22 protein-coding genes are annotated in these 22,052 nt (G+C 65.6%); 10 read left to right on the forward strand and 12 right to left on the reverse strand.

What is annotated here, in order from left to right; all coding sequences use genetic code 11:
• Positions 1-67: 67 nt before the first annotated feature.
• The 6 genes from pstB to ACZ46K_RS28585 form a co-directional block, all read right to left on the reverse strand.
• Complete coding sequence (gene pstB / locus ACZ46K_RS28560) at positions 68-844, reverse strand: phosphate ABC transporter ATP-binding protein PstB (protein ID WP_464746078.1); 777 nt, start codon at positions 842-844, stop codon at positions 68-70.
• 57 nt (positions 845-901) lie between these two features.
• Entirely contained in the window at positions 902-1,810 is a 909-nt protein-coding gene (gene pstA, locus ACZ46K_RS28565) for a phosphate ABC transporter permease PstA (protein WP_464746080.1), read from the reverse strand.
• 4 nt (positions 1,811-1,814) lie between these two features.
• Positions 1,815-2,864 carry a phosphate ABC transporter permease subunit PstC gene (gene pstC, locus ACZ46K_RS28570; protein ID WP_464746082.1) on the reverse strand — a complete coding sequence of 350 codons (1,050 nt, stop codon included), beginning with the start codon at positions 2,862-2,864 and terminating at the stop codon, positions 1,815-1,817.
• A gap of 61 nt (positions 2,865-2,925) precedes the next feature.
• Positions 2,926-4,044 (reverse strand): phosphate ABC transporter substrate-binding protein PstS, encoded by a 1,119-nt coding sequence (pstS, locus tag ACZ46K_RS28575; RefSeq protein WP_054806864.1) that lies wholly within the window; start codon positions 4,042-4,044, stop codon positions 2,926-2,928.
• 237 nt (positions 4,045-4,281) lie between these two features.
• Entirely contained in the window at positions 4,282-5,214 is a 933-nt protein-coding gene (mshD, locus tag ACZ46K_RS28580; RefSeq protein ID WP_054806863.1) for a mycothiol synthase, read from the reverse strand.
• Positions 5,215-5,231: 17 nt separating this feature from the next.
• Positions 5,232-5,954: a winged helix-turn-helix domain-containing protein gene (locus tag ACZ46K_RS28585; protein WP_054810965.1), complete on the reverse strand. Its 723-nt coding sequence runs from the start codon at positions 5,952-5,954 to the stop codon at positions 5,232-5,234.
• Between the two features lie 134 nt (positions 5,955-6,088).
• Between ACZ46K_RS28585 and ACZ46K_RS28590 the strand changes: the two genes are divergently transcribed.
• From ACZ46K_RS28590 to ACZ46K_RS28620, 7 genes are all read left to right on the forward strand, one after another.
• Entirely contained in the window at positions 6,089-6,871 is a 783-nt protein-coding gene (locus ACZ46K_RS28590) for an LmeA family phospholipid-binding protein (protein ID WP_464746085.1), read from the forward strand.
• Positions 6,868-7,290: a thioredoxin family protein gene (locus ACZ46K_RS28595; RefSeq protein ID WP_464746087.1), complete on the forward strand. Its 423-nt coding sequence runs from the start codon at positions 6,868-6,870 to the stop codon at positions 7,288-7,290. The genes ACZ46K_RS28590 and ACZ46K_RS28595 overlap by 4 nt, the downstream gene beginning before the upstream one ends.
• A gap of 57 nt (positions 7,291-7,347) precedes the next feature.
• Positions 7,348-7,434, forward strand: a complete 87-nt coding sequence (locus tag ACZ46K_RS28600; RefSeq protein WP_464749499.1) for a putative leader peptide — start codon at positions 7,348-7,350, stop codon at positions 7,432-7,434.
• A gap of 134 nt (positions 7,435-7,568) precedes the next feature.
• A complete protein-coding gene (locus tag ACZ46K_RS28605) occupies positions 7,569-8,021 on the forward strand; it encodes a DUF4395 domain-containing protein (protein ID WP_464746089.1) in 453 nt (150 codons plus the stop codon).
• 52 nt (positions 8,022-8,073) lie between these two features.
• Positions 8,074-8,907, forward strand: coding sequence for a sulfurtransferase (locus ACZ46K_RS28610; protein ID WP_054810574.1), 834 nt, complete (start codon positions 8,074-8,076; stop codon positions 8,905-8,907).
• A 4-nt stretch (positions 8,908-8,911) separates the two neighbouring features.
• The gene (locus ACZ46K_RS28615) at positions 8,912-9,217 is read left to right on the forward strand and encodes a DUF1416 domain-containing protein (RefSeq protein ID WP_054807291.1); all 306 of its coding nucleotides are present in this window, start codon (positions 8,912-8,914) and stop codon (positions 9,215-9,217) included.
• A gap of 240 nt (positions 9,218-9,457) precedes the next feature.
• Positions 9,458-10,117: a heme-binding beta-barrel domain-containing protein gene (locus ACZ46K_RS28620; RefSeq protein WP_464746091.1), complete on the forward strand. Its 660-nt coding sequence runs from the start codon at positions 9,458-9,460 to the stop codon at positions 10,115-10,117.
• 3 nt (positions 10,118-10,120) lie between these two features.
• Here the strand turns inward: ACZ46K_RS28620 and ACZ46K_RS28625 are convergent, their stop codons facing one another.
• From ACZ46K_RS28625 to ACZ46K_RS28650, 6 genes are all read right to left on the reverse strand, one after another.
• Complete coding sequence (locus ACZ46K_RS28625) at positions 10,121-11,845, reverse strand: BCCT family transporter (protein ID WP_464746093.1); 1,725 nt, start codon at positions 11,843-11,845, stop codon at positions 10,121-10,123.
• Positions 11,846-12,166: 321 nt separating this feature from the next.
• Positions 12,167-13,834 (reverse strand): thiol reductant ABC exporter subunit CydC, encoded by a 1,668-nt coding sequence (cydC, locus tag ACZ46K_RS28630; RefSeq protein ID WP_464746095.1) that lies wholly within the window; start codon positions 13,832-13,834, stop codon positions 12,167-12,169.
• The gene (cydD, locus tag ACZ46K_RS28635) at positions 13,831-15,543 is read right to left on the reverse strand and encodes a thiol reductant ABC exporter subunit CydD (RefSeq protein WP_054810538.1); all 1,713 of its coding nucleotides are present in this window, start codon (positions 15,541-15,543) and stop codon (positions 13,831-13,833) included. Before cydD ends, cydC begins: the two co-directional genes overlap by 4 nt.
• Entirely contained in the window at positions 15,540-16,577 is a 1,038-nt protein-coding gene (gene cydB / locus ACZ46K_RS28640) for a cytochrome d ubiquinol oxidase subunit II (protein WP_464746098.1), read from the reverse strand. The genes cydD and cydB overlap by 4 nt, the downstream gene beginning before the upstream one ends.
• Before the next feature lie 9 nt (positions 16,578-16,586).
• Positions 16,587-18,107 carry a cytochrome ubiquinol oxidase subunit I gene (locus ACZ46K_RS28645; RefSeq protein WP_054806546.1) on the reverse strand — a complete coding sequence of 507 codons (1,521 nt, stop codon included), beginning with the start codon at positions 18,105-18,107 and terminating at the stop codon, positions 16,587-16,589.
• 209 nt (positions 18,108-18,316) lie between these two features.
• Positions 18,317-19,171 carry an aminodeoxychorismate lyase gene (locus ACZ46K_RS28650; protein WP_054806547.1) on the reverse strand — a complete coding sequence of 285 codons (855 nt, stop codon included), beginning with the start codon at positions 19,169-19,171 and terminating at the stop codon, positions 18,317-18,319.
• 55 nt (positions 19,172-19,226) lie between these two features.
• On the opposite strand from ACZ46K_RS28650, the gene ygfZ reads away from it, so the two are divergent.
• From ygfZ to ACZ46K_RS28665, 3 genes are read left to right on the forward strand one after another with little or no spacing between them, the layout of a single operon-like run.
• Positions 19,227-20,357: a CAF17-like 4Fe-4S cluster assembly/insertion protein YgfZ gene (gene ygfZ / locus ACZ46K_RS28655; RefSeq protein WP_464746100.1), complete on the forward strand. Its 1,131-nt coding sequence runs from the start codon at positions 19,227-19,229 to the stop codon at positions 20,355-20,357.
• A complete protein-coding gene (locus ACZ46K_RS28660; protein ID WP_464746102.1) occupies positions 20,354-21,025 on the forward strand; it encodes an MOSC domain-containing protein in 672 nt (223 codons plus the stop codon). Before ygfZ ends, ACZ46K_RS28660 begins: the two co-directional genes overlap by 4 nt.
• On the forward strand, positions 21,022-21,978 hold the full coding sequence (locus ACZ46K_RS28665) for an asparaginase (RefSeq protein ID WP_464746104.1): 957 nt from the start codon (positions 21,022-21,024) through the stop codon (positions 21,976-21,978). Before ACZ46K_RS28660 ends, ACZ46K_RS28665 begins: the two co-directional genes overlap by 4 nt.
• Positions 21,979-22,052 lie beyond the last annotated feature (74 nt).

The following is a 22,052-nucleotide window of genomic DNA, read 5'->3' on the forward strand; positions in this document are numbered from 1 at the left end:
CACGCTCAGAGCCCCGACCGGATGATCCGGTCGGGGCTCTCCTATGTGCACTGTTGCCGGGGAGGACTCAGCCGAAACGGCCCGAGATGTAGTCCTCGGTGGCCTTCTCCGTCGGGTTCGAGAAGATCTTCTCGGTGTCGTCGATCTCGATCAGTTTGCCGGGCCTACCGGTGGCTTCGAGATTGAAGAACGCGGTCTGATCGCTCACACGCGCTGCCTGCTGCATGTTGTGAGTGACGATGACGATCGTGAACTCCTGCTTCAGCTCGGTGATCAGGTCTTCGATCGCGAGCGTCGAGATCGGGTCGAGAGCGGAGCACGGCTCGTCCATGAGCAGCACGTCGGGCTGCACCGCGATCGCGCGGGCGATGCACAGACGCTGCTGCTGGCCGCCGGACAGACCACCGCCGGGCTTGTCGAGACGATCCTTGACCTCCGTCCACAGGTTCGCACCACGCAGCGACTTCTCGGCGACCTCGTCGAGCTTCTTCTTGTCGCGCATACCCTGCAGCTTCAGACCCGCCACGACGTTGTCACGAATCGACATCGTCGGGAAGGGGTTCGGCCGCTGGAACACCATCCCGATGGTCTTGCGAACACCCACCGGGTCGACGACCGTGTCGTAGATGTCCTCGCCGTCGAGGAGCACCGACCCTTCGACGTAGGCGCCGGGTGTGACCTCGTGCATGCGGTTGAGGGAGCGGAGCACGGTGGACTTACCGCAGCCGGACGGGCCGATGAACGCGGTGACGTTGCGAGGCGGCACCGACAGCGTCACGTCGGACACCGCGTGGAACTTCCCGTAGTAGATGTTGACGTCCTTGAGGTCCAGACGCTTGGCCATTACCGGCTCCCTAATGATGTATCGAACAAGAAGAATGGGGTCATCGGCGGATCGGAACTATTTGGAGCCGACCTGCGACAGGCGGCCGATCAGCTTGGCCGCGATGTTGAGAATCGCGATGATGAGAATCAACGTCAGGGCGGCACCCCAGATACGCATCGAGCCCGCTTCCGTGGGGTTGTTCATCTCCGCCACCATCAAGCCCGGCAGGGTAGCCATCTCGCCGCCGAACAGGTTGAAGTTGATGAACGGCGCGTAGCCCACGAGGATCAGCAGCGGCGCGGTCTCGCCCATCACACGGGCAAGCGCGAGCATGACACCGGTGATGATGCCGGCGAGCGAGGTCGGAAGCACGATCCGAGCGATGGTCTTCCACTTCGGGACACCGAGCGCATACGACGCTTCTCGCAGATCCTGCGGAACGATCCGCAGCATTTCCTCGGTGCTACGCACCACGACCGGCACCATGAGCAGCACCAGCGCCAGGGACACCGCGAATGCCGACTTCGGCATACCGAACGTCGCGACCCACAGCGCGTAGATGAACAGCGCGGCCACGATGGACGGAACACCACTGAGGATGTCGACCATGAATGTCGTGATGCGGCCTAGCTTCGACTTGCCTGCGTACTCGACGAGATAGATCGCAACGAACACACCGAGCGGGATCGAGATGACTGCACACACCAATCCCTGCAGCAGGGTGCCGATGATCGCGTGGTAGACACCGCCGCCCATGGACGAAGCAGTCAGTCCACTCAACGAGTGTGTGAACCAGGTCGCCGAGAGCAGGGCGGGCAGGCCCTTGGTGATCACGGTGATCAGCACCCAGGCCAACGGTACGAGAGCAACGAGCACCGAGAGCGTGACGAGCACCGTGGCCGCGACGTCCTTGGTACGGCGTGCACCGCTGACCCGCTGGAATGTCGGCGCTTTCACCGGCGATGTGAGGGTTGTCGTCGTCATGGCCTCAGTCCTTCTTTCCAGCGACGATCATGCGGGCTGCGGCGTTGACGATGAAGGTCAGGACGAAGAGCACGAGACCCGCCGCGATGTAAGCACCGGCCTGGATGTTGTTGTTGAACTCGGCGTAACCGAGGGCGATCTTCGATGCGATGGTGGCGCCACCGTCGAACAGCGACCAGGAGAACGCTTCGGACGTGGTCCGCAGGATCAGGTAGAGCGCCATGGTCTCGCCGAGTGCACGTCCGAGACCGAGCATGGAACCGCTGACATAGCCGGACTTTCCGAACGGGATGACCGTGGTCTTCACGACTTCCCATCGAGTCGCGCCGAGCGCCAGCGCCGCCTCGATGTGCGCGGTGGGCGTCTGGACGAACACCTCACGACTGACCGCAGCAATGGTGGGCAGGATCATCACCGCGAGCACGATACCCGCGGTGAAGATCGTTCCGCCGCCGATGATGGAACCACTGCCCGTCGCGAACAACGGGAACCAGCCGAGGCTGGTGTTGAGGAACTCCGCGACCGGACGCAGGAAGGGCGCGAGGACGAGCATGCCCCACAACCCGTAGACGATCGACGGCACCGCGGCGAGCAGGTCGATCACGTACGCAAGCGAATTCTTGATGCGCGCGGGGCAGTACGAGGTGAGGAAGATCGCGATACCGAGGGCCACCGGCATCGCAAGCACCAGCGCGAACACCGACACGAGGACGGTGACCTGGAAGAGATCGAGGACACCGAAGGCCATCGCCTCGATGTCCTGCGTGACCCAATCACGGCTGGTGAGGAAGTTGACGGTATTGCGCTGCAGCGCCGGCACAGCACGCCAGACGAGGAACACCGCGATCGCGGCGATGATCACCGAGACCAGGACGGCGGACCCGGAAGCCAACGAACTGAAGATCCGGTCGCCTGGCCGGACGACGGTCTTCTTCTTGGTCTGTGGGGAAGTAATCTTGGCCTCCGGTGTCCTGCCGTGCGGACCGCCCGGTCCTGACCCGGCCGGGTCAGGACCGGCGGCGCGAGTAGCCGAGGTGCTCGGCGCGTCACTCATGTGAACTCGCAATCTATCTCGTTGTGGATTTCAGGAACGGGCGGTCCGCCTGCAGAGACGATCAGGCGATGGCGTCGATCGACTCGGTCAGCTTCGTCTTGAAGGAATCGGGAAGCGGAACGTAGCCGATTTCCTCCAGGCCTTCCTGGCCTTCGTTGGCCGCGCTGGTCAGGAACGACTTGACCGCGGCCGAGGTGTCGGCGTCGTAGCCGCCCGAGCAGACGATCTCGTAGGTGGCGAGCACCAGCGGGTAGGCACCTTCGGTGTCCGTGCCGAAGATCGACGTGAGATCGAGGGTCAGGTCGCCGCCGCCGGCGCTGGCGAACTCGGCCCCGTCGATGGCCGCAGCGGCGGTCTCGGAGGTCAGCTCGACCGGGCCGTTGCCGGTGTCGATCGAAGCGATGCTGAGTCCGTTCTGCTCGGCGAACGACTGCTCGACGTAGGTGATCGATCCGGGCGCACCCGAAACAGCCTGGGCGACACCGGCAGAGCCCTTCGCGCCCTCACCGATACCGCCGGTGAAGTCGGATCCTGCACCGGTGGTCCATGCACCGTTGGACGACGCTTCGAGGTACTGCTGGAAGTTGTCGGTGGTACCCGACGAATCCGAACGGACGATCGCCGTGATCGGGGCATCGGGCAGTTCGACGCCCTCGTTGAGTGCGGCGATCGCCGGATCGTTCCACGTCGCGATCTGGCCGTTGAAGATCTTGGCGGCGACCTCGCCGTTGACGACGAGGTTGTCGACGCCCTCGAGGTTGTAGGCGAGCGCGACCGGGCCGAACACGAGCGGCAGGTTCCATGCCGGGTTGCCTGCGCAACGCTCGGCGGCCAGCGCAGCCTGCTCGTCCTTGATGGCAGAGTCGGAGCCTGCGAAATCGATCTGGCTTGCGATGAATTGCGTGCGGCCGTCGCCGGAACCCGACGGGTTGTACGCCACGTTGACCGTGGAGCCCTTCTCGTTGCAGACAGCGATGTAGGTCGACACGAAGTTGTCCATCGCGTTCTTCTGCGCAGACGACCCCGCGCTGGAGAGGTTCTCCTTGCCCTCGCAAGTCGCGCCCGACGCGTCGGCGTCGACCTCGACCGAACCCGCGTTGTTGTCGCTACCACAAGCCGCGAGCGTGAGGGTGCCGGCCGCAAACAGGCCGAGCAGGGCACCATTGCGCTTCAGGTTCACCTGTACTCCTTCGGGAATATCGCTTCCGCCACACAAGGCTGGGTGGCGACTTCGAGACGCGGGAGGATCCCGGCGCCGAGTCGACAGCATCCGACCCGTATGCAGAAGGTAGGCGGATCCGGTGGACGGATACTCTCTCGCCGGTTAACGGGAGATGAACACGCCGGATACAGGCGCTGGTGGTGTTGCGACGATCACCCGAACTTCACCGGACAACAACGTGTCGTCGGGAGATGTTCACTTCGCGTATGCGACATCCACATGGAAGCGCTCGAACCCGAGCTTGCCATAGGTGTTGAGCGCCGCCGTGTTGTCGCCCTCGACATAGAGCAGAACCGTGGGCAGTCCGCGCTCGCGCAGATGATGCAGTCCGGCGAGAGTGAGGAGCCGGCCGAGACCCCGGCCCTGCGCCGTGGGATCGATACCGACCACGTAGACCTCGCCGAGCGACGGTTCCGTCGGACCCGCCGGGTGCACCTTCGTCCAGTGGAATCCCAGAAGTCGATCCGGGTCCGCGACGTCGAATGCGAGGAAGAGCCCCTCGGGGTCGAACCACGACTCGGCGCGACGGTCGGCCACATCGCTCAGGGTCATTCGCCCTTGCTCGGGATGCCATTCGAAGGCGGATGCATTGACCCGGACGAGTTCCGGGTCGTCCGAGGGACCTCGATACGTGCGCAACTCGACCGAATCGGGAACCTCGAGCTCGGGGAGCGCGAGATCGAGCGACCGTCTCAGTTGAAGCAGTTCGCGCACGCCCCTCAGATCGAGTTTCGCGGCGACAGCGCGGGCCGCGGCAAGGTCTCCGTGCGCCCACACCCGCGCCCCGGATCCGCCTTCGGTCAGCGCCGCTCCTACGAGCTCGCTACCGAGGCCACGCCCTCGATGAGCCGGATCCACGACGACCTCGGACATCGATGGGTGCTCGCCGTGCGCAGGCGTGAGGTTCGCATACCCGGCGACCGCACCGTCCACGATGGCGATCAGGTGCCGCGCATCGGTGTCACGGGTCAGTGAATGAACTGCCTGCTCCGATACCGGAGCGGTTCCGTCGTGCTCGGTCGCGCGATCGAGAAGTGCCTGTACTTCGGCGGCGTGCTCCGCGCTCGGACGATCGACGAACTGCTGATGCAACGGGAGCTCTTCGCGCTCGTTGGGCCCGGTCTTCATGAACCCGAGGGTAACCACTACTCCACGAATTCGTCCTCGGGGTGCCCGACCGTGTGACCGCCCTTGGTGCGGCTGCTCGGCCGGACCGCCTTGTATCCGACATTGCGGACGGTGCCGATGAGAGCTTCGTGTTCGGGGCCGAGCTTCGCGCGGAGTCGTCGTACGTGGACGTCGACCGTGCGGGTGCCGCCGAAGAAGTCGTAGCCCCACACTTCCTGCAGCAACTGCGCGCGGGTGAAGACCCGACCGGCGTGCTGGGCGAGATACTTGAGGAGTTCGAATTCCTTGTACGTCAGGTCGAGCGGTTTTCCGCGCAACCTCGCCGTGTAGGTGTCCTCGTCGATGGTGAGTTCGCCGAGTGTGATCCGCCCGGACGTCTCGGCGCCGACCGCACCACCGGATCGAGCCAGGAGCAGCCGCAAGCGGGCGTCGAGTTCCGCGGGCCCTGTGCCCGTGAGCAGGATGTCGTCGAGCGCCCACTCGGGATTGACCGCGACGAGCCCACCCTCGGTGAGAACTGCGATGACGGGGATGGCCGACCCTGCTCCCCCGAGCAGACGACACAGTCCGCGCGCTGCGGCGAGATCGGTCCGGGCGTCGACGATCGCGATGTCTGCGGTCGCGGCCTCGAGCAACGACGACACCTCGGTCGGGACGGGCCGTACCGAATGCGCCAACAACGACAGCGACGGCAATACGGCATCAGGATTCGGATCGGAGGTCAGAAGGAGAAGCTCCACCGGGCCTCCGTTTCGTCGCGCTGACTGGGCGGATCGTTCTGGATGAACGACGTGCTACAGATTAACCCCCCATTTGTTACCGCCGTGTTAGCTGGCGAGAACGCGGCGCGGTACGTTCCGTCACAATGGTCGGCGTGCGCAAACTCATCTACGGCCTCGTCGTCCTCGTCGGCGTCGCTCTCCTTGCCGATTTCGGAGCTGCGGCCTGGTCCGAGTACCGGCTGTCACGCGCGCTGCGTGAGGGCGGAGCCCTCGAATCCGACCCCGCGGTGACGATCCACGGGTTCCCGTTTCTCCTGCAGGCACGCAACGGGCACTACGAGAACATCGAGATCACCGCAGATCGGGTCCCCACCGACATGCTCGGCGACATCACTGTCGAGGCGAACCTGGTGGGTGCCCACGCAGAGGCGTCGGAGCTCCTCGACGGATCGATCCGGTCTGTTCCGGTCGACCTGCTGTTCGGCCGCGTCATGATCGACGCCACGGAGCTCGGCCAGGCGCTCGGCATTCCCGATCTGCAGATTTCGGCACCGCCGGACAGCAAATCCGACGGCACGGGTGGATCCGGCGGATCCGGTCCGACCACCGCCGGCGGTGTCGTGCTCACCGGCACCGTGCCCGTCGGCCCGCTCTCGGCGCGGGTCAGCGTCCAGGCAGACCTCGTGCTGGACGGCGACCAGGTACAGATCGTCGCGTCCGACCTGTACTTCGGCCCTGAAGGACATGCCGACTTCACGGTTCCCGAACCGTTGAAGCCCCTGGTACTGGGACTGTTCACCACCACCATCGAGCCGCAGGATCTGCCGTTCGGCGTCTACCCCACCTCCGTGGAGGCACGCGGATCGCGGATCGTCATCGAGGGCGAAGCACGCAATGTGACCATCGACCTCGCAGAAGTGCAGCGCCCCTCGTGATCGCATTCGTCGTCCTTGCCGTCGTGATCGTCGCAGCGTGCGTTGCAGGAGTGATGATGCGGGCACAGTCCGGTCGCCTGAAGGAACGCCCCACCGATACCGCCCCAGCGAACCCCGAACTCGGCAAGGTCGGTATCGGCGACGGTGAGCCGGTGATCCTGCATTTCTCCGCGCCCTGGTGCGGGCCGTGCGCCGCCGTCCGCCGGGTGGTCGCCGGGGTGCTCGAGGGCGACGGCGACACCACCGCGCCCGCGCGCGACATAGAACTCGACTTCGACGAGAACTCCGCGCTGGCCATGCAACTCGGCGTACTGTCACTTCCCACGACGTTCCTGTTCGATGGCGACGGACACCAGAGGTTCCGAGTCTCCGGGGTTCCGACAGCGACCGACCTGCGGCACGCGCTGGCCTCGCTGTAGAGATCCGGCAGGCACCTGGCTCTTCCCTGTGCCGAATTCTCGGTTAGACTTCGACTCGTGCAACACCGCCGAGAGCTGCTGCTCACCCGACGCCGCGCAGTCGATCTGTGCCGCCTCGGTGGCTGTTGTTGTATCTGCTGCTGATCACAGCGCGCAGGCGCATACCGTCCAGGCTCCCCGGCACGGCATGTGCGCCACCTTCGCCGATGTGATCAACCCGCGGTGACCTACCGCAATTCGACTCGCCCCAGCGATATCGATCCAGCAGGAGCACTCTCATGTCCACTTCATCACCCGCCCATGTGGATGTCCGCGGCCCACGGTTCGCCGCATGGATCACCACGGTGGTACTCGCAGCGGTACTCGTCCTCGCTTCGTTCTCTCCTACGACAGCGGGCATCGTTCTGGCGGCGCAGACCATCGTGTTCGCCTTCGGTGCGGCACTCGGTCCGCGACGCAGTCCGTACGGCGCACTCTTCGCCACCGTCGTCGCACCCCGCCTGACATCCCCGTCCGAAACCGAACCTGCTGCGCCGCTACGGTTCGCGCAGGCTGTCGGTTTCGTCTTCGCCCTGATCGGCACCGTCGCATTGCTCACCGGCGCCGTCACCCTCGGCATCGTCGCCGCAGGATTCGCTCTGTTCGCAGCCCTGCTGAACGCCGCATTCGGGGTGTGCCTCGGTTGCCGGATATACCCGCTGATCGTCCGGTTGCGGCCGGAACCCACCTGAGTTCCACATACCTTCATCAGCTTCTTCAGTGTCACCACCGAAAGGAAAATCCATGGCTCGCTCCGATGTTCTGGTCTCCGCCGACTGGGCTGAGCAGAACCTGCAAGCGCCGAAGACCGTCTTCATCGAGGTCGACGAAGACACCTCCGCCTACGAAGGCGGCCACATCGAAGGTGCGATCCGGCTCGACTGGCGCAAGGATCTGCAGGATGCGGTCCGCCGCGATTTCCTGAACCAGGAGCAGTTCTCTGCCCTGCTGTCCGCGAAGGGCGTTGCGAACGACGACACCGTCGTGCTGTACGGCGGCAACAACAACTGGTTCGCCGCGTACGCGTACTGGTACTTCAAGCTGTACGGCCACCAGGACGTCAAGCTCATCGACGGCGGTCGTAAGAAGTGGGAGCTCGACGGCCGTCCCCTGTCGAAGGACGAGGTGACCCGCCCCGCCGCCGAGTACAAGGCCGCCGCGCCCGACACATCGATCCGCGCGTTCCGCGACGAGGTGATCGACGCCATCGGCAGCAAGAACCTCGTCGACGTGCGTTCACCCGACGAGTTCTCCGGCAAGATCCTCGCTCCCGCGCATCTCCCGCAGGAGCAGGCCCAGCAGCGTGGACACGTCCCCGGTGCGATCAACATCCCGTGGAGCACCACCGCCAACGAGGACGGCACGTTCAAGTCCGACGACGACCTCACCGCCCTCTACGCGGCCAAGGGCTTCGACGACAGCAAGGAAACCATCGCCTACTGCCGTATCGGCGAGCGCTCGAGCCACACCTGGTTCGTGCTGCAGGAGATCCTCGGCAAGCAGAATGTCAAGAACTACGACGGCAGCTGGGTCGAATACGGCTCACTCGTCGGCGCACCGATCGAATTGGGAGCATAAGAACATGTGTGGAGCACCCGTCCAGACCCAGACCCTGCCTTCGAACGTCGACACCGAGAAGGAAACGGTCATCACCGGCCGCGTTCTCGCCTCCGACGGGCAGCCCGTCGGTGGTGCCTTCGTGCGACTGCTCGACAGCACCGATGAGTTCACCGCCGAGGTCGTCGCATCGGCAACCGGCGACTTCCGTTTCTTCGCCGCTCCCGGCGACTGGAAGATCCGCGCGCTGTCCAGCACAGGCAACGGCACCGCGACCGTGAACCCGACCGCTGCCGGCGTGTACAACGTCGACGTGACCGTCTCGAAGTAGCGGCCCGGTCCGCGAGGGCCTGAGTCCGGTATCACACCGGGCCCAGGCCCTTTCTGCGTTTCATCACATCGTGAATGCCGGTTCGCTCCTGCACAACCCGGACCCGTCGTCGGCGGGTATTCCTGCCGAGGTCTAAGATGGCCGCGTGGTCATTTTCTTCGAAATCTTGCTGCTCGCCGCAACCCTGCTCATCGCCTGGTTTGCGCTGTACACGATCTACCGCCTGGTTACTCAAGACTAGTGACTGCGGAATCGGACGACTCCCGCCGCAGCGGTAACGACGCGATCGCGGAGGCCGAGAAACGCGCGGCTGCCACAGCCGAACGCAACATCCCGGCGCTGCCCGGCCTGCCCGGCCCGGAGGACACCGCGAACCTGAGGCTCGGCCCCGACCTCGACCCGGCAATGCTCGCATTGCTGCCCTTGGTCGGTGTGTGGCGCGGCGAAGGTGAAGGACACGATCCCGACACCGGCGACTACCGCTTCGGTCAGCAGATCGTCGTCTCTCACAGCGGCGCCGCCTACCTCGCGTGGGAAGCACGTTCGTGGCGTCTCGACGACGCGGGCAAGTTCAGTGCACCCGACCGCCGTGAGAGCGGCTTCTGGCGTGTGTCGGGCACCGACGTCGCCGGCAGCGAGGACCCCGAGACCATCGAACTGCTGCTCACCCACAGTTCCGGTGTGGTCGAGCTGTACTACGGAGCGGCCCTGACCCAGTCGTCCTGGGAACTCGCGACCGACGTGGTGATCCGCACGAAGTCCGGTGAGACCGTGGGCGGAGCCAAGCGACTCTACGGCATCATCGAAGGCGGCGACCTCGCCTACGTCGAAGAACGCATCATCGGCGATGGCGATCTGACCCCGCGCATGTCGGCGCGGTTGTCGCGCTACGTCGGCTGACGGTCACCTCGTCTCGGACGGGTCTTCGTCACCTGATTCCGGTTCCGTGTCGCCCTCCTCGTCGTCCTTGATCGACCCTGTGTCCGGGATCGCGTGCGTGACCACCACGACTTCGGGTGCAGGCAATTCCTCGGCCGCAGCGAGGGCCTCGGGCGTGTGCACCTGAGGCCACTGACGAGTGACCGGTTCCGGGCGCTCTCCGAGGTCCTCGCGGATTCCCCGCACCAAGCTGTACATCATCACGAAACCCATCACGAAGAACGGCAGACCGACGACCGTGATCAGCTGTTGCAGCGCGTCGAGGCCGTCCTTGCCGGTCGCGACGAGCATGGTCGCCGCGACCAGACCCATCAGGATCGCCCAGAAGAGACGTTGATGGATCGGAGCCTTCTCCTCGTGCCCGGACGCCATCATATCGAGCACCATCGCCGTCGAATCGACCGATGTGACGAAGAAGATCACCACGAGCACGATGGCAATGAACGAGACGAATCCCGTGAACGGGAAGTGTCCGAGGAATTCGAAAAGCGCACCGGGGATGTCGCCGTCGCCGACCACACGGTCGACGAGCCCACCTTCGCCGTTCAGCTCGATGTCGAAGGACCCCATACCGAAGATGCTGAACCAGATCACCGAGAACAGCACGGGTAATCCGAGCACGCCACCGACGAATTCTCGGATCGTGCGGCCGCGTGAGATCCGGGCGATGAAAATTCCGACGAAAGGCGACCACGTGATGGTCCACGCCCAGTAGAACACCGTCCATGTGTTCTGCCAGCCGGAATTCGCGAAGGTGTCGTTCCAGAACGCGAGTCGCGGCAAGGCTTCGGCGTAGATTCCGACCGATTCGATCATGCCTTTGAGCAGAAACAGACTCGGCCCGGTGACCAGCACGAACACCAGTAGGCCCACGGCCATGCCGATGTTGAGATTCGACAACCGCTTGATGCCCTTGTCGAGCCCGAGTGCCACCGAGACACCCGCCATCACAGTCACGATCGCGATCAACCCGATCTGGATGAACCCGGATTCCTCGAGGTCGAACAGCTGCGCCAAACCCGCATTGATCTGCAGGGTTCCCAGCCCCACCGAGGTTGCGACACCGAACACCGTGCCGAGGATCGCAAGGACATCGATGGCGTGGCCGATCGGACCGTAGATGCGGCCGCCGAGAATCGGCGCGAAGATCGAACTCACCCGCGGCGGCAGATGCCGCTTGTAGATGAAATACCCGAAGCACAGGCCGGGTAGCGCAAAGATCGTCCAGGTGTGCAGACCGAAGTGATAGAGGGCGAAGCCCATCGCCTCCTGAGCGGCCTCGACAGAACGGGGTTCGACGTCCTGCATCGGCGGGTTCGCGAAGTGCGAGATCGGTTCGGCAACCGCCCAGAACATCAGGATCGTGCCGATACCCGCGGCGAACAACATGGAGAACCAGGTGATGTTCGAGTGCTCGGGCCGCTCGTCGTCACCGCCGAGCCTGACCCTGCCGTATCTGGTGAGCGCAATCCCCAGCAGAAAGAGGAGAAAGGTCGTGACGCCGAGGACGTAGAACCAGCCCAGGTTGGTCATGATCCAGGTCGACGCGTTGCTGAAGATCTCGTCGACGGCGCCGGTGAATGCGATCGTCACGACGACGAACAAGAGTGCCACCACCGCTGATGCGAAGAAGATGCCCGGCGATGTCCGCAGCCGGAGGGCGTCGTGGGCGCGCTGCAAGATCGACATCCGCTAGATGTACCCCACCGGCTCGGCCGATATACCCGGTTTCCCACATGTGCAGTCGACGGCCTCTCCGCGTTCACGGTGTCGAGAGCACACGCGAACGGCCCCCGAGCCACCGACTCATCACGGAGTTCGTCCGTGCATGTCGGATCCGGTCCGGACAGACCGGTGCTCGAGGGCCGGGTGACCACCTGGGATTCGCCTACCGCGTGCGGCGGGAGAATTCCGTCGTCACGCTGCTAGCGGATGGTCACCTCACGCGTCCGAATATCAATCACTTCCAGACCACCTCCTTTCTCGTGTACCTGAGAAAGTACGCGCGGATCACGGCGTCGGCAACGCATTTTTCTCGATGCGTACCACCAGGTCGGCTGCGGTGTCCGCAGGCAGGCTGTGTGTGACGACGACGACCGTACGGGCAGGATCGACGAGTCCCGAACCCGAATCGAGGAGTTGCCGCTGCAGGTACGCGGCGTCCTCCGCATCGAGGTGTTCGGCCGGTTCGTCGAGCAGCAGTATCTCCGCCGACGACAGGATCGCGCGTGCCAGGAGCAACCGGCGGCGCTGTCCACCCGAGATGTCGCGGGCGCCGGAGGCGAGCACGGTGTGCACTCCGTCCGGCAATCCGTCGGCCCACGGTCCGAGCCCGACCGACGCGAGAGCGGCCCGCGCCTCGGACTCGTCGACAGTGCCTCGGGCAACACGCAGATTCTCGAGGATCGAGGTGTCGAAGATGTGGGCGTCCTCGGCGAAGAACACGACACGTCGACGGAGCGCAGCCTGCTCGATCTCGACGAGATCCACACCGTCGAGGGTCACCGACCCGCCCGCCGGTGCCAGCAGCCCGGCCAGGGTCATCACCGTGGTGGTCTTGCCACTACCGCTGCCCCCGACTATCGCGACCCTCGAACCGGGGGCCGCGTCCAGGTCGACGGGTTCGGTGGCCGAGCTTCCCGGCCATCCACTGCGCAACCCGTCGGCACGGAGTCTGCCTGGACCGTCCGCGGATGTGGCGCCGCGGGGCACGGGGCGGTCTGCACGGTCGAGCAGGTCGACGATGCGCCGTGCCGCAAGTCGAGCACGGGTCAGTGTCTGCGCCGCAGCAGGGAGCACCGCGGTGGCTTCGAATGCGGACAACGGCAGCAACACGAGGATGCCGAGCGTCGTGGGACTCATCGACGCAACATCCGAACCGAATGCGGTGACGCCGATCAGGAGAGCCCCGAGCACACTCGCTCCGACAGCGAGGGGCACGGCCGCATCCGCGAATGCGGCGGGCACCGCCGAACGGTCCGTGGCATGCACCGATTCGAGATTCGCGGCCCGCGCCCGATCCGTCACGGAGGTCGAACACCCCGCGACACGTAGTTCCGCGGCGTGGTCGAGTGCCGTCACAGCGTCCTCACCGAAGCGAGTCCGGGCGGCGTCGCCGTCGGCTTCCGCACGCGCCGCAGCGGACGCCGACAGCCACGGTGCGACGACCCCCGCCACCAGCAGAGCGACGGCAAGTACAGCGCCGGCCGCCGGTGCGATCACCCCGACCGTGACCACAGCGGCGAGACTCAACACACTTGCGACGGCGATCGGCACAAGGGCGCGCACCACGACGTCGCCGAGTGCATCGACATCGGAGCCGGTGCGCGAGAGCAGATCCCCACGTCGCAACCCTGCGGAAGCAGCGGGATCCCCCTCGGCGAGACGCTCGTACAGCCGCGCCCGCGCCGACGTCATGCCGCGCAGTGCGGTGTCGTGCGTGGCGAGCCGCTCGAAGTACCGGAAGAGTCCGCGCGAGATACCCAGCGCACGCACCGCGACGACCGCGACGGTCAGATCGAGGACCGGAGGCATCTCCCACGCGCGCACGATCAGCCACGCCGAGAGTCCGGCGAGCAGAAGCGCACTGCCGAGTGTCGCGACACCCGCGGCCACAGCGATCATCACGCGGCGAGGCTCGAGTTCGAGTAACACCATGGCTCGTCGCAGATCATTCATCGGGCACCGGCTTCCACAGTGACCACCCGGTCCGCGATCGCGAGCAGGGAAGGTCGGTGCGCAACGATCACAACGGTGCGACCCGCCCGTGCACGAGCGCGAAGGGCGTCCAGGACGGTGGCTTCGGTGGCTTCGTCGAGGTGTGCGGTGGGTTCGTCGAGCAGCAGGACTTCTCGCGGTGACGCCAGAGTTCGGGTGAGTGCCAGCCGTTGCCGTTGGCCCAGCGACAGACCGGTTCCGTCGGCACCCACGACGGTGTTCCACCGATCCGGAAGTTCGGCGAGGACGGCGTCGAATCCCGTGGCCGCGCAGATGGCGTCGAGTTCGGGGTTCGCGGGGTCGACCCCGGTGAGCCACAGGTTGTCGGCGAGGGTTCCGGGAAGGAGCACCGGTCGCTGCGGCAGCCAGGCGACCCGTTGCCACCACTGATCGGTGCCTTCCGCCGGGATGCCGTCGACGGTGACGTGCCCTTCCGCAGATTCGGCGAGGCAGAGGAGCGCGAGCAACGCGGTGGACTTACCGCTGCCGTTGGGGCCGGTGAGCGCAGTGATCTCGCCGGGTCGGCACACCGCGTCGAGCCGGTGCGGGGCGTATCCGTCGCGGCCCGCGACACTCAGCCCATCGAACACCAACTCCGGTGCGGGGTCCCGGCTCGGATCGGTACGCGCCCGAACCGCTGCCGGTGCGGGTCGCGGTGCAACGGTTGCAGCGTTGTCGAGGATCGCGAATGCTCTTTCCGCGGCGGCCATCCCGTCCTCAGCGGCGTGGAACTTGCTGCCCACGGTACGAAGTGGCTGGTAGGCTTCCGGCGCAAGTATCAGTGCGATGATGCCGGCTTCGAGGGGCATCCCGCCGGTGACGAGGCGCATGCCGATGGTCACGGCGACGAGCGCGACCGAGAGCGTCGCAAGGAATTCGAGCACGGTGCCGGACAGGAACGCGACTCGAAGCGCGGACATCGTAGTGCGCCGGTGAACGTCTCCCAACTCGCGGACACGGGCTTCCGGTCCGCGTTCACGGCCCAGTGCACGGAGGGTCGGCAGTCCCGCGACCAGGTCGAGCATTTGCGACGACAGAGTGGTCATCGCCGACAGGGTGCGGTCGGCTTTCCCTTTGGTGAGGAATCCGATGAGGATCATGAAGATCGGGATCAGCGGAAGAGTGACCACGACGATGATCGCGGAAGTGAGGTCCTGAGTGGCGATGACGACGATCGTGATCGGTGTGAGCGTGACGGTCAGGAGCAGGGCCGGCACGTAGCCGGTGAGGTAGTCGCCGAGTCCGTCGAGTCCGCGGGTGAGCACAGTGGCGATCTCGGCGCGGCGCGGATCGAGTGCGCGGGGCGGCAGACTCGATGCGGCATCGAGGACTTCGTGTTCGAGTTCGGCGATCACACGCGTAGCGGACCGGTGCGCGAAGCGGGAATGCAGCCAGGTCACCGCGACCCGCATGACGATGGCCGCGGCGAGGACACCGAGTTCGGTGGTCCAATCCCCGAGCGACCGCGCGTCGGTGGTGATGACCCCGGCGAGGACCTTGCCGACCATGAGTGCGGTCACGATCACCATCACCACATCGACGAGTGCCGTCAGGACGGTGAGGACGAGGTACCCCCGCGCAACGGCGGAGTAACGCCACAGCCGCGGATCGATCGGTCCCCGCCGACGTGCGCGCACGTCGGCGGGGACCGCAGCGGCTTCGACGGTCACTTGGTTCCGATGGGCAGGCCGATGGATCGGGGAATCTGACCGGTCGAGATGCGTTGGCGGAACACCCAGTACGTCCAACCTTGGTAGATCAGAACGACCGGGGTCATGATCGCCGCAGCCCAGGTCATGACCTTCAATGTGTACGGGCTCGACGACGCGTTCTCGATCGTCAGCGACCATGCGGGATCCAGGGTGGACGGCATGACGTTCGGGAACAGCGACCCGAACAGCAGCACGACGGTCGCCATGATCGCGACGGTCGTGAACGCGAACGCCCAGCCCTCACGCTCGACGACGGTGAGCGCGGCGACCACCACCAGCGACACCGCCGCGACGGCCACGAGGGTCCATGTCCAGTCCTTGCCGTAGGCCAGCTGGGTCCACAGTACGAACCCACCCGCGACCGGGATCGCCGGGATCGCCAATCGCCGAGCGAGTTTCACCGCGTCTTCGTGCACGTCGCCCGCAGTCTTGAGTGCGATGAACACCGCCCCGTGCAGAGCGAATACGAGTGCGGTGGTGACGCCGCCGAGCAAGGCGTACGGGTTGAGCAGATCGAAGAACCCACCGACGTACTGTTTGTCCTCGTCGATCGCGACGCCGCGGACGATGTTCGCGAATGCCACGCCCCACAGCACCGCGGGTACCCACGAGCCGAAGATGATGCCCCAGTCACAGCGGCGACGCCACGTCGGGTCGTCGATCTTGCCGCGCCATTCGATGGCACACACGCGGACGATGAGCGCGAGCAGGATCAGCAGCAGCGGGAGGTAGAACCCGGAGAACAGGGTCGCGTACCACTCGGGGAAGGCGGCGAACATTGCGCCGCCGGCGGTGATCAGCCACACCTCGTTTCCGTCCCACACGGGCCCGATGGTGTTGAGCAGCACGCGCCGACGGGTGTCGGCGGGCTCGTCTCTCCCCCGTCCGAGTACCGGCATGTGCATGCCGACACCGAAGTCGAATCCCTCGAGGACGAAGTATCCGGTGAACAGTACGGCGATCAGGATGAACCAGACTTCTTGAAGCCCCATGACCGTCTCCTAATACGCGAAGGACAGCTGCTTGGGCTGTCCGTTGTCGTCGGACTCGTCGTCGTGCTCACCGGGTGGCTGCGCGTCGTGCTCGAGTGGGCCTTCCATCGCGTACTTGCGGATGAGCCAGAACCACACGACACCGAGGCCCGCGTAGACCAGAGTGAACGCGACGAGCGAGGTGATCACGGTCGCGGGCGCGTGGTCCGACACGCCCTGTTCGACGGTGAGCCGGATCATGTCGACGCCGGTCGGGTTCGGGTGGACCACCCAGGGCTGGCGGCCCATTTCGGTGAAGATCCAGCCGGCGCTGTTCGCGAGGAACGGTGTGGGGATCGCCGCGATGCTGAGCCATCCGAACCACTTCTGATCGGGCACCCGTCCGCGGCGGGTGACCCAAAGACCGGCGAGCGCCAGCGCTGCGGATCCCGCCGCGAGGCCGATCATCGCGCGGAACGACCAGTAGGTGACGAACAGGTTGGGCTTGTAATTGCCCGGGCCGAACTGTTGTTCGTACTGGGCCTGCAGGTCTTCGACTCCCTGCAACGTCACGCCACTGAACTCGCCTTCGGCGAGGTAGGACAACACGAACGGAACATCGAGGACGTGGATCACGCCGTCACAGTCGTTGTGGGTCCCGATGGTGAGGATCGAGAAGTTCGGATCGGTTTCGGTATGGCACAGCGATTCTGCTGATGCCATCTTCATGGGCTGCTGTTCGAACATGAGCTTGGCCTGCATGTCGCCGGTCACGAACAGGCCGATACCCGCGACGATCATCACGAGCAGGCCCAGCCGGGTCACCGGGCGGAACATCGTCCGCGCGTCCGATTCGAGACGCTCGGCCTCGAGAACATCCGTCTCGGCAGCGTCGGACTCGCGGACCTGCTTGGCGCGACGCATGTTCCGCACCATCCACCATCCGCCGATACCGGCAACGAAAGTCGACGCCGTGAGGAAGCCGCCTGCGACCGCATGAGGGAACGCCGCGAGCGCGGTGTTGTTGGTGAGCAGTTCCCAGATGCTCGTCAGTTCCGCGCGACCCGTCTCCGGGTTGTAGACGGCACCGACCGGGTGCTGCATGAACGAGTTGGCCGCGATGATGAAGAACGCGGAGGCGTTGACGCCGATGGCGACGAGCCAGATGGTCGCGAGGTGCACAAGCTTGGGCAGGCGACTCCAGCCGAAGATCCACAGTCCGAGGAAGGTGGATTCCATGAAGAAGGCGACGAGCCCTTCCAGCGCGAGCGGCGCACCGAACACGTCGCCGACGAAGCGCGAGTACTCGCTCCAGTTCATGCCGAACTGGAATTCCTGCACGATGCCGGTGGCCACACCGAGTGCGAAGTTGATCAGGAACATCTTCCCGAAGAACTTGGTGAGCCGATACCAGTGATCCTTCTTCGTGATCACCCACATCGTCTGCATGATCGCGATCATCGGGGCGAGCCCGATGGTCAACGGAACAAGAATGAAATGATACACCGTCGTGATCCCGAATTGCCATCGGGACAGGTCGAGCACGTCCATTGCCACTCCGAGTCGAGCCAGTACAGGTGGAGCCCAGTACCTGAATGAAGTCCGAGCGCGAGGCCCACGTCGGATTCTGCACACAAAGCCGCCGACGCACATGCACAACGGCCTGTTACTACGAACGGTAGTAGAAAATGTCGGCGTCGCCCACCATCGGTGGCCACAACCACACCTCGGCCGGCTCGACCGCCGAGGTCACTCGACTGTCAGCGTGCGGCGTCGATCGCCTTGTCGACCAATTTCTCGATCTCCCCGTCGAGCGCCTCGGTGGCCAGCGAGTGACCGTCGAGAGTGTGCACGCGCGCGGCGAGCGCCACGCTCGACAACAGCCACACGCCGTCGGCGACGATGAGATCGGCCGGCCGCAGCGCCTCGTAGCGCACCGTGAAGTCGTGCTCACCCGCTGCGTCGAACAGCGCCTGCTGGGTGGTACCCGGCAGGATACCCAGTTCCGGCGGTGTCGTGAACAGCGTCCGTCCGCGCGCGATCACCACCGTCGACCGCGGACCCTCCAGGACGTGCCCCTCACTGCTCGTGTAGATCACGTCATCGGCTCCCACCGATTCCGCGTGCCGCAGCGCGGCCATGTTCGTCGAGTACGAGAGAGTCTTCGCACCGAGGAGCTGCCACGGCGCCTTCTGCGCGAGATCCACGGAGTATCCGCGTTCGAGCGACACCACCGAGACACCGTCGCGTCGGGCGGTCTCCACACGCTCGGCCACCGGCGTCACCAGCAGGAACGCGGTGGGTTCGTTGCCGACTTCCCTGCCGCGCGTGTACACGAGGCGAAGCGCGCCTTCCCGCTCGTCGCCCCACTGCTCGACGGCGAGGTCGATCGCCAGTCGCCAGTCGTCGAGTTCGGGGGCGGGCAGATCCGCCGCGGATGCCGACGATGCGAGCCGTGCAAGATGCAGCTCGACCGCGCGGGCCTTGCCACCTCTCACCAGCAGCGTCTCGAAGACACCATCCCCTCGCAGCACTCCGAAATCGTCGGCGTGCAGCAGGGGCGCATCAGCATCCCTCACCTCGCCATCCAGTGTCACCAGCACCCGATCAGCCATGCCGCCCACCCTATCCACTACTCCCCTGCCGATCGCTTCCCCATAGACTGGTGTCGTGGCCGAGTTTCCGATCGTGTCCGAGAGCCCATTGCTCACCTTCCCCGATGCCGTCGCGTCACCGCCCGGAAGTCCCGATGAGGGCCTGCCGTGGCACTACGGGGATCCACTGGGCGAACAGCGTGCCGCCGTCGCCTCCGTTGCCGTCGTCGACCGGTCCAACCGCTTCGTCATCGCGATTCCCGGCGACGAACGCCTGAGCTGGCTGCACACTATTTCCAGCCAGCACGTGCAGTCGCTGCCCGACGGCACCTCCGCCGAGAACCTCAGTCTCGACCTGAACGGACGCGTCGAGCACCACTTCGTGCAGACCGACCTCGACGGTGTCACGTGGATCGACACCGAACACGACCGAGGCCCCGACCTCCTCGGCTTCCTCACCAAGATGGTGTTCTGGGCGAAGGCCGAGCCGCGCGACGGCAACGAACTTGCGGTACTGACCCTGATGGGCCCCGATGCGGGCAACGCACAGATCCTCGCCGTGCTGGGCCTCGAGGCACTACCCACCGAGGCCTATTCGGCCATCGCGCTCCCAGGCGGTGGATTCGTGCGGCGGATGCCGTGGCCCACCGCGCACTCCTACGACCTTCTGGTGCCGCGCGAGAAGCTCGCGGAGACCGTCACCGCGCTCACCACTGCCGGGGCCCGCGCCGCGGGCATATGGGCGTTCGAGGCACTGCGCGTCGCCGATGCCCGGCCGCGGGTGGGTCTCGACACCGACGACCGCACCATCCCGCACGAAGCGCGGTGGATCGGCAGCCCCGCCGAAGCGGGTGCCGTACACCTCGACAAGGGTTGCTATCGCGGTCAGGAGACCGTGGCCCGCGTCCACAATCTCGGCAAACCCCCGCGACACCTGGTGCTGCTGCACCTCGATGGCTCGGCCGACGGTCGCCCCGAACCGGGCGAGGCCGTCACCGCCGGAAGCCGGACAGTGGGGCGGCTCGGCACAGTCGTCGATCATTACGAGCTCGGTCCGATCGCCCTGGCTCTCGTCAAGCGGAACATCGCGCCGGACACCGCTCTCGTCGCGGGTCCGTGTGCAGTGGCGATCGATCCGGATTCGGTGCCGTCCGACGACGCGGTCCAGGCCGGCCGACTTGCGATCGAGCGGCTGCGCGGGCGGTGAACGACGCGGCGAATCCCGGCCGGGTCGACGCCGTGTGCGTACTGCACGAGATCCGGGCCAGCGGCACACGCCGCGTCACCGAAACCGGGATCGACAAGCGACCGGTGGAAGGCCCCGTCCACGTCGGACGTCTCGGACTGTCCGGCGATCGGCAGTGCGACACCGAGCACCACGGTGGCCGTTTCAAGGCCGTCTACGTGTACGGCGACGGCGAAGCCCGGCGTTGGGCCCACGACCTCGGACGCGACCTTCCCGCCGGATGGTTCGGGGAGAACCTGCGGACGAGCGGCATCGCGACAAGCGACGCGGTCATCGGCGAGCGGTGGCGGGTGGGCCACGCCGGCCTCCTGCTCGAAGTGACGGGCCCTCGCACGCCTTGCGGCACGTTCGGCGTGTGGTCGGGCGAATCGGGTTGGGTCAAGCGGTTCGCAGCCCGAGGCGACACCGGCGTCTATCTGAAGGTGCTCGTCGAAGGCCCAGTGCAGCCCGGCGACCGGATCGTCGTCGAGGGTGTGCCCGAACACGGGGTGACCGTGCGAGATCTGTTCACCGGACGCGACCCGGAGCGGATCGCGACGATGCTCGAGCAGCAGGACGATCTGTCGCCGAGCGTCGCGGACAAGGCTCGGCGCCGTGTCGCCGGGCGAGAGGTACGGGTGGAGTATTGAGCGTCGAACTGGTCGAAGTGGTGCGCTCCGGCTTCCGGGAGTGCGTACATCGGGGATCCCTGGTCGTCCTGGATCCGCGTGGTGAGGTGATCGTCTCGCTGGGCGAGGTCCACACTCCCATCTACCCGCGATCGTCGAACAAGCCGTTGCAGGCGACCGCGATGCTGCGACTGGGCTTCGCGCCGCGCAACTCCGCCGAACTCGCCATCGCGACGGCCTCGCACGAAGGCGAATCGGACCACATCGAACTCGTCGAAGAGCTCCTCGCCTATTCGGGCTTCGAGGAAAGCGCACTGCTCTGCCCCGCGGATCTGCCCGCCAACGAACTTGCCCGCGCCGAGGTCCTCGCGGCGGGCCGAGCCCCTCGTCCGGCATACATGAACTGTTCGGGTAAGCACGCCGCGATGCTCGCGACGTGCGCCGTGAACGACTGGCCCACCTCGAGCTACCTCGACTCGGGCCACCCCCTGCAGCGGGCGGTGGTGGAGACGATCCTCGATCTCACGGGCGACCTCGAGGAGACCGATCTCGGCATCGACGGATGCGGGCTTCCCATCGTCCCGGTGCCGTTGATCAACCTGGCGCGCGCGTATTCCCGGCTGGTGACCGCCGAACCCGACACGCCCGAACACGCCGTCGCCGATGCGATCCGTGAGCACCCGTTCCTCATCTCGGGATCGGGCAAGGACGATCTGCGGCTGATGCAAGCCGTTCCGGGACTGATGTGCAAGGCCGGAGCCGACGGCATCCATGCGGGTGCATTGCCGGACGGCTCGGCGTTCGCGTTCAAGATCGACGATGGTCACGAGCGCGCCCGGCTTCCCCTCACTGCCGCGGTTCTCACTCGGCTCGGAGTGACTGTCGATGAGAAGCTCGCAGCCCTCGCCTCGCAACCTGTGCTCGGTGGCGGTGTGCGTGTCGGCACCGTCCGAGCCGTGCCGGGGGTGTTCTGAACCGCATCTTCACACATGTGAAAACCGTATTACCGCAGGTCGGGTGTGAATGAGATGTAACGGACACCCGCCTG

It is taken from the genome of Rhodococcus sp. JCM 9793 (assembly GCF_055380405.1).

Coding starts and splice junctions, on each gene's coding strand:
- ACZ46K_RS28650 (WP_054806547.1), bottom strand. CDS start 19,171: ATGGCTGATCGGGTGCTGGTGACACTGGATGGCGAGGTGAGGGATGCT.
- ACZ46K_RS28610 (WP_054810574.1), top strand. CDS start 8,074: ATGGCTCGCTCCGATGTTCTGGTCTCCGCCGACTGGGCTGAGCAGAAC.
- mshD (WP_054806863.1), bottom strand. CDS start 5,214: ATGAAGACCGGGCCCAACGAGCGCGAAGAGCTCCCGTTGCATCAGCAG.
- cydC (WP_464746095.1), bottom strand. CDS start 13,834: ATGAATGATCTGCGACGAGCCATGGTGTTACTCGAACTCGAGCCTCGC.
- ACZ46K_RS28605 (WP_464746089.1), top strand. CDS start 7,569: ATGTCCACTTCATCACCCGCCCATGTGGATGTCCGCGGCCCACGGTTC.
- ACZ46K_RS28645 (WP_054806546.1), bottom strand. CDS start 18,107: ATGGACGTGCTCGACCTGTCCCGATGGCAATTCGGGATCACGACGGTG.
- pstA (WP_464746080.1), bottom strand. CDS start 1,810: ATGACGACGACAACCCTCACATCGCCGGTGAAAGCGCCGACATTCCAG.
- pstB (WP_464746078.1), bottom strand. CDS start 844: ATGGCCAAGCGTCTGGACCTCAAGGACGTCAACATCTACTACGGGAAG.
- cydB (WP_464746098.1), bottom strand. CDS start 16,577: ATGGGGCTTCAAGAAGTCTGGTTCATCCTGATCGCCGTACTGTTCACC.
- ACZ46K_RS28615 (WP_054807291.1), top strand. CDS start 8,912: ATGTGTGGAGCACCCGTCCAGACCCAGACCCTGCCTTCGAACGTCGAC.
- pstC (WP_464746082.1), bottom strand. CDS start 2,864: ATGAGTGACGCGCCGAGCACCTCGGCTACTCGCGCCGCCGGTCCTGAC.
- ACZ46K_RS28625 (WP_464746093.1), bottom strand. CDS start 11,845: ATGTCGATCTTGCAGCGCGCCCACGACGCCCTCCGGCTGCGGACATCG.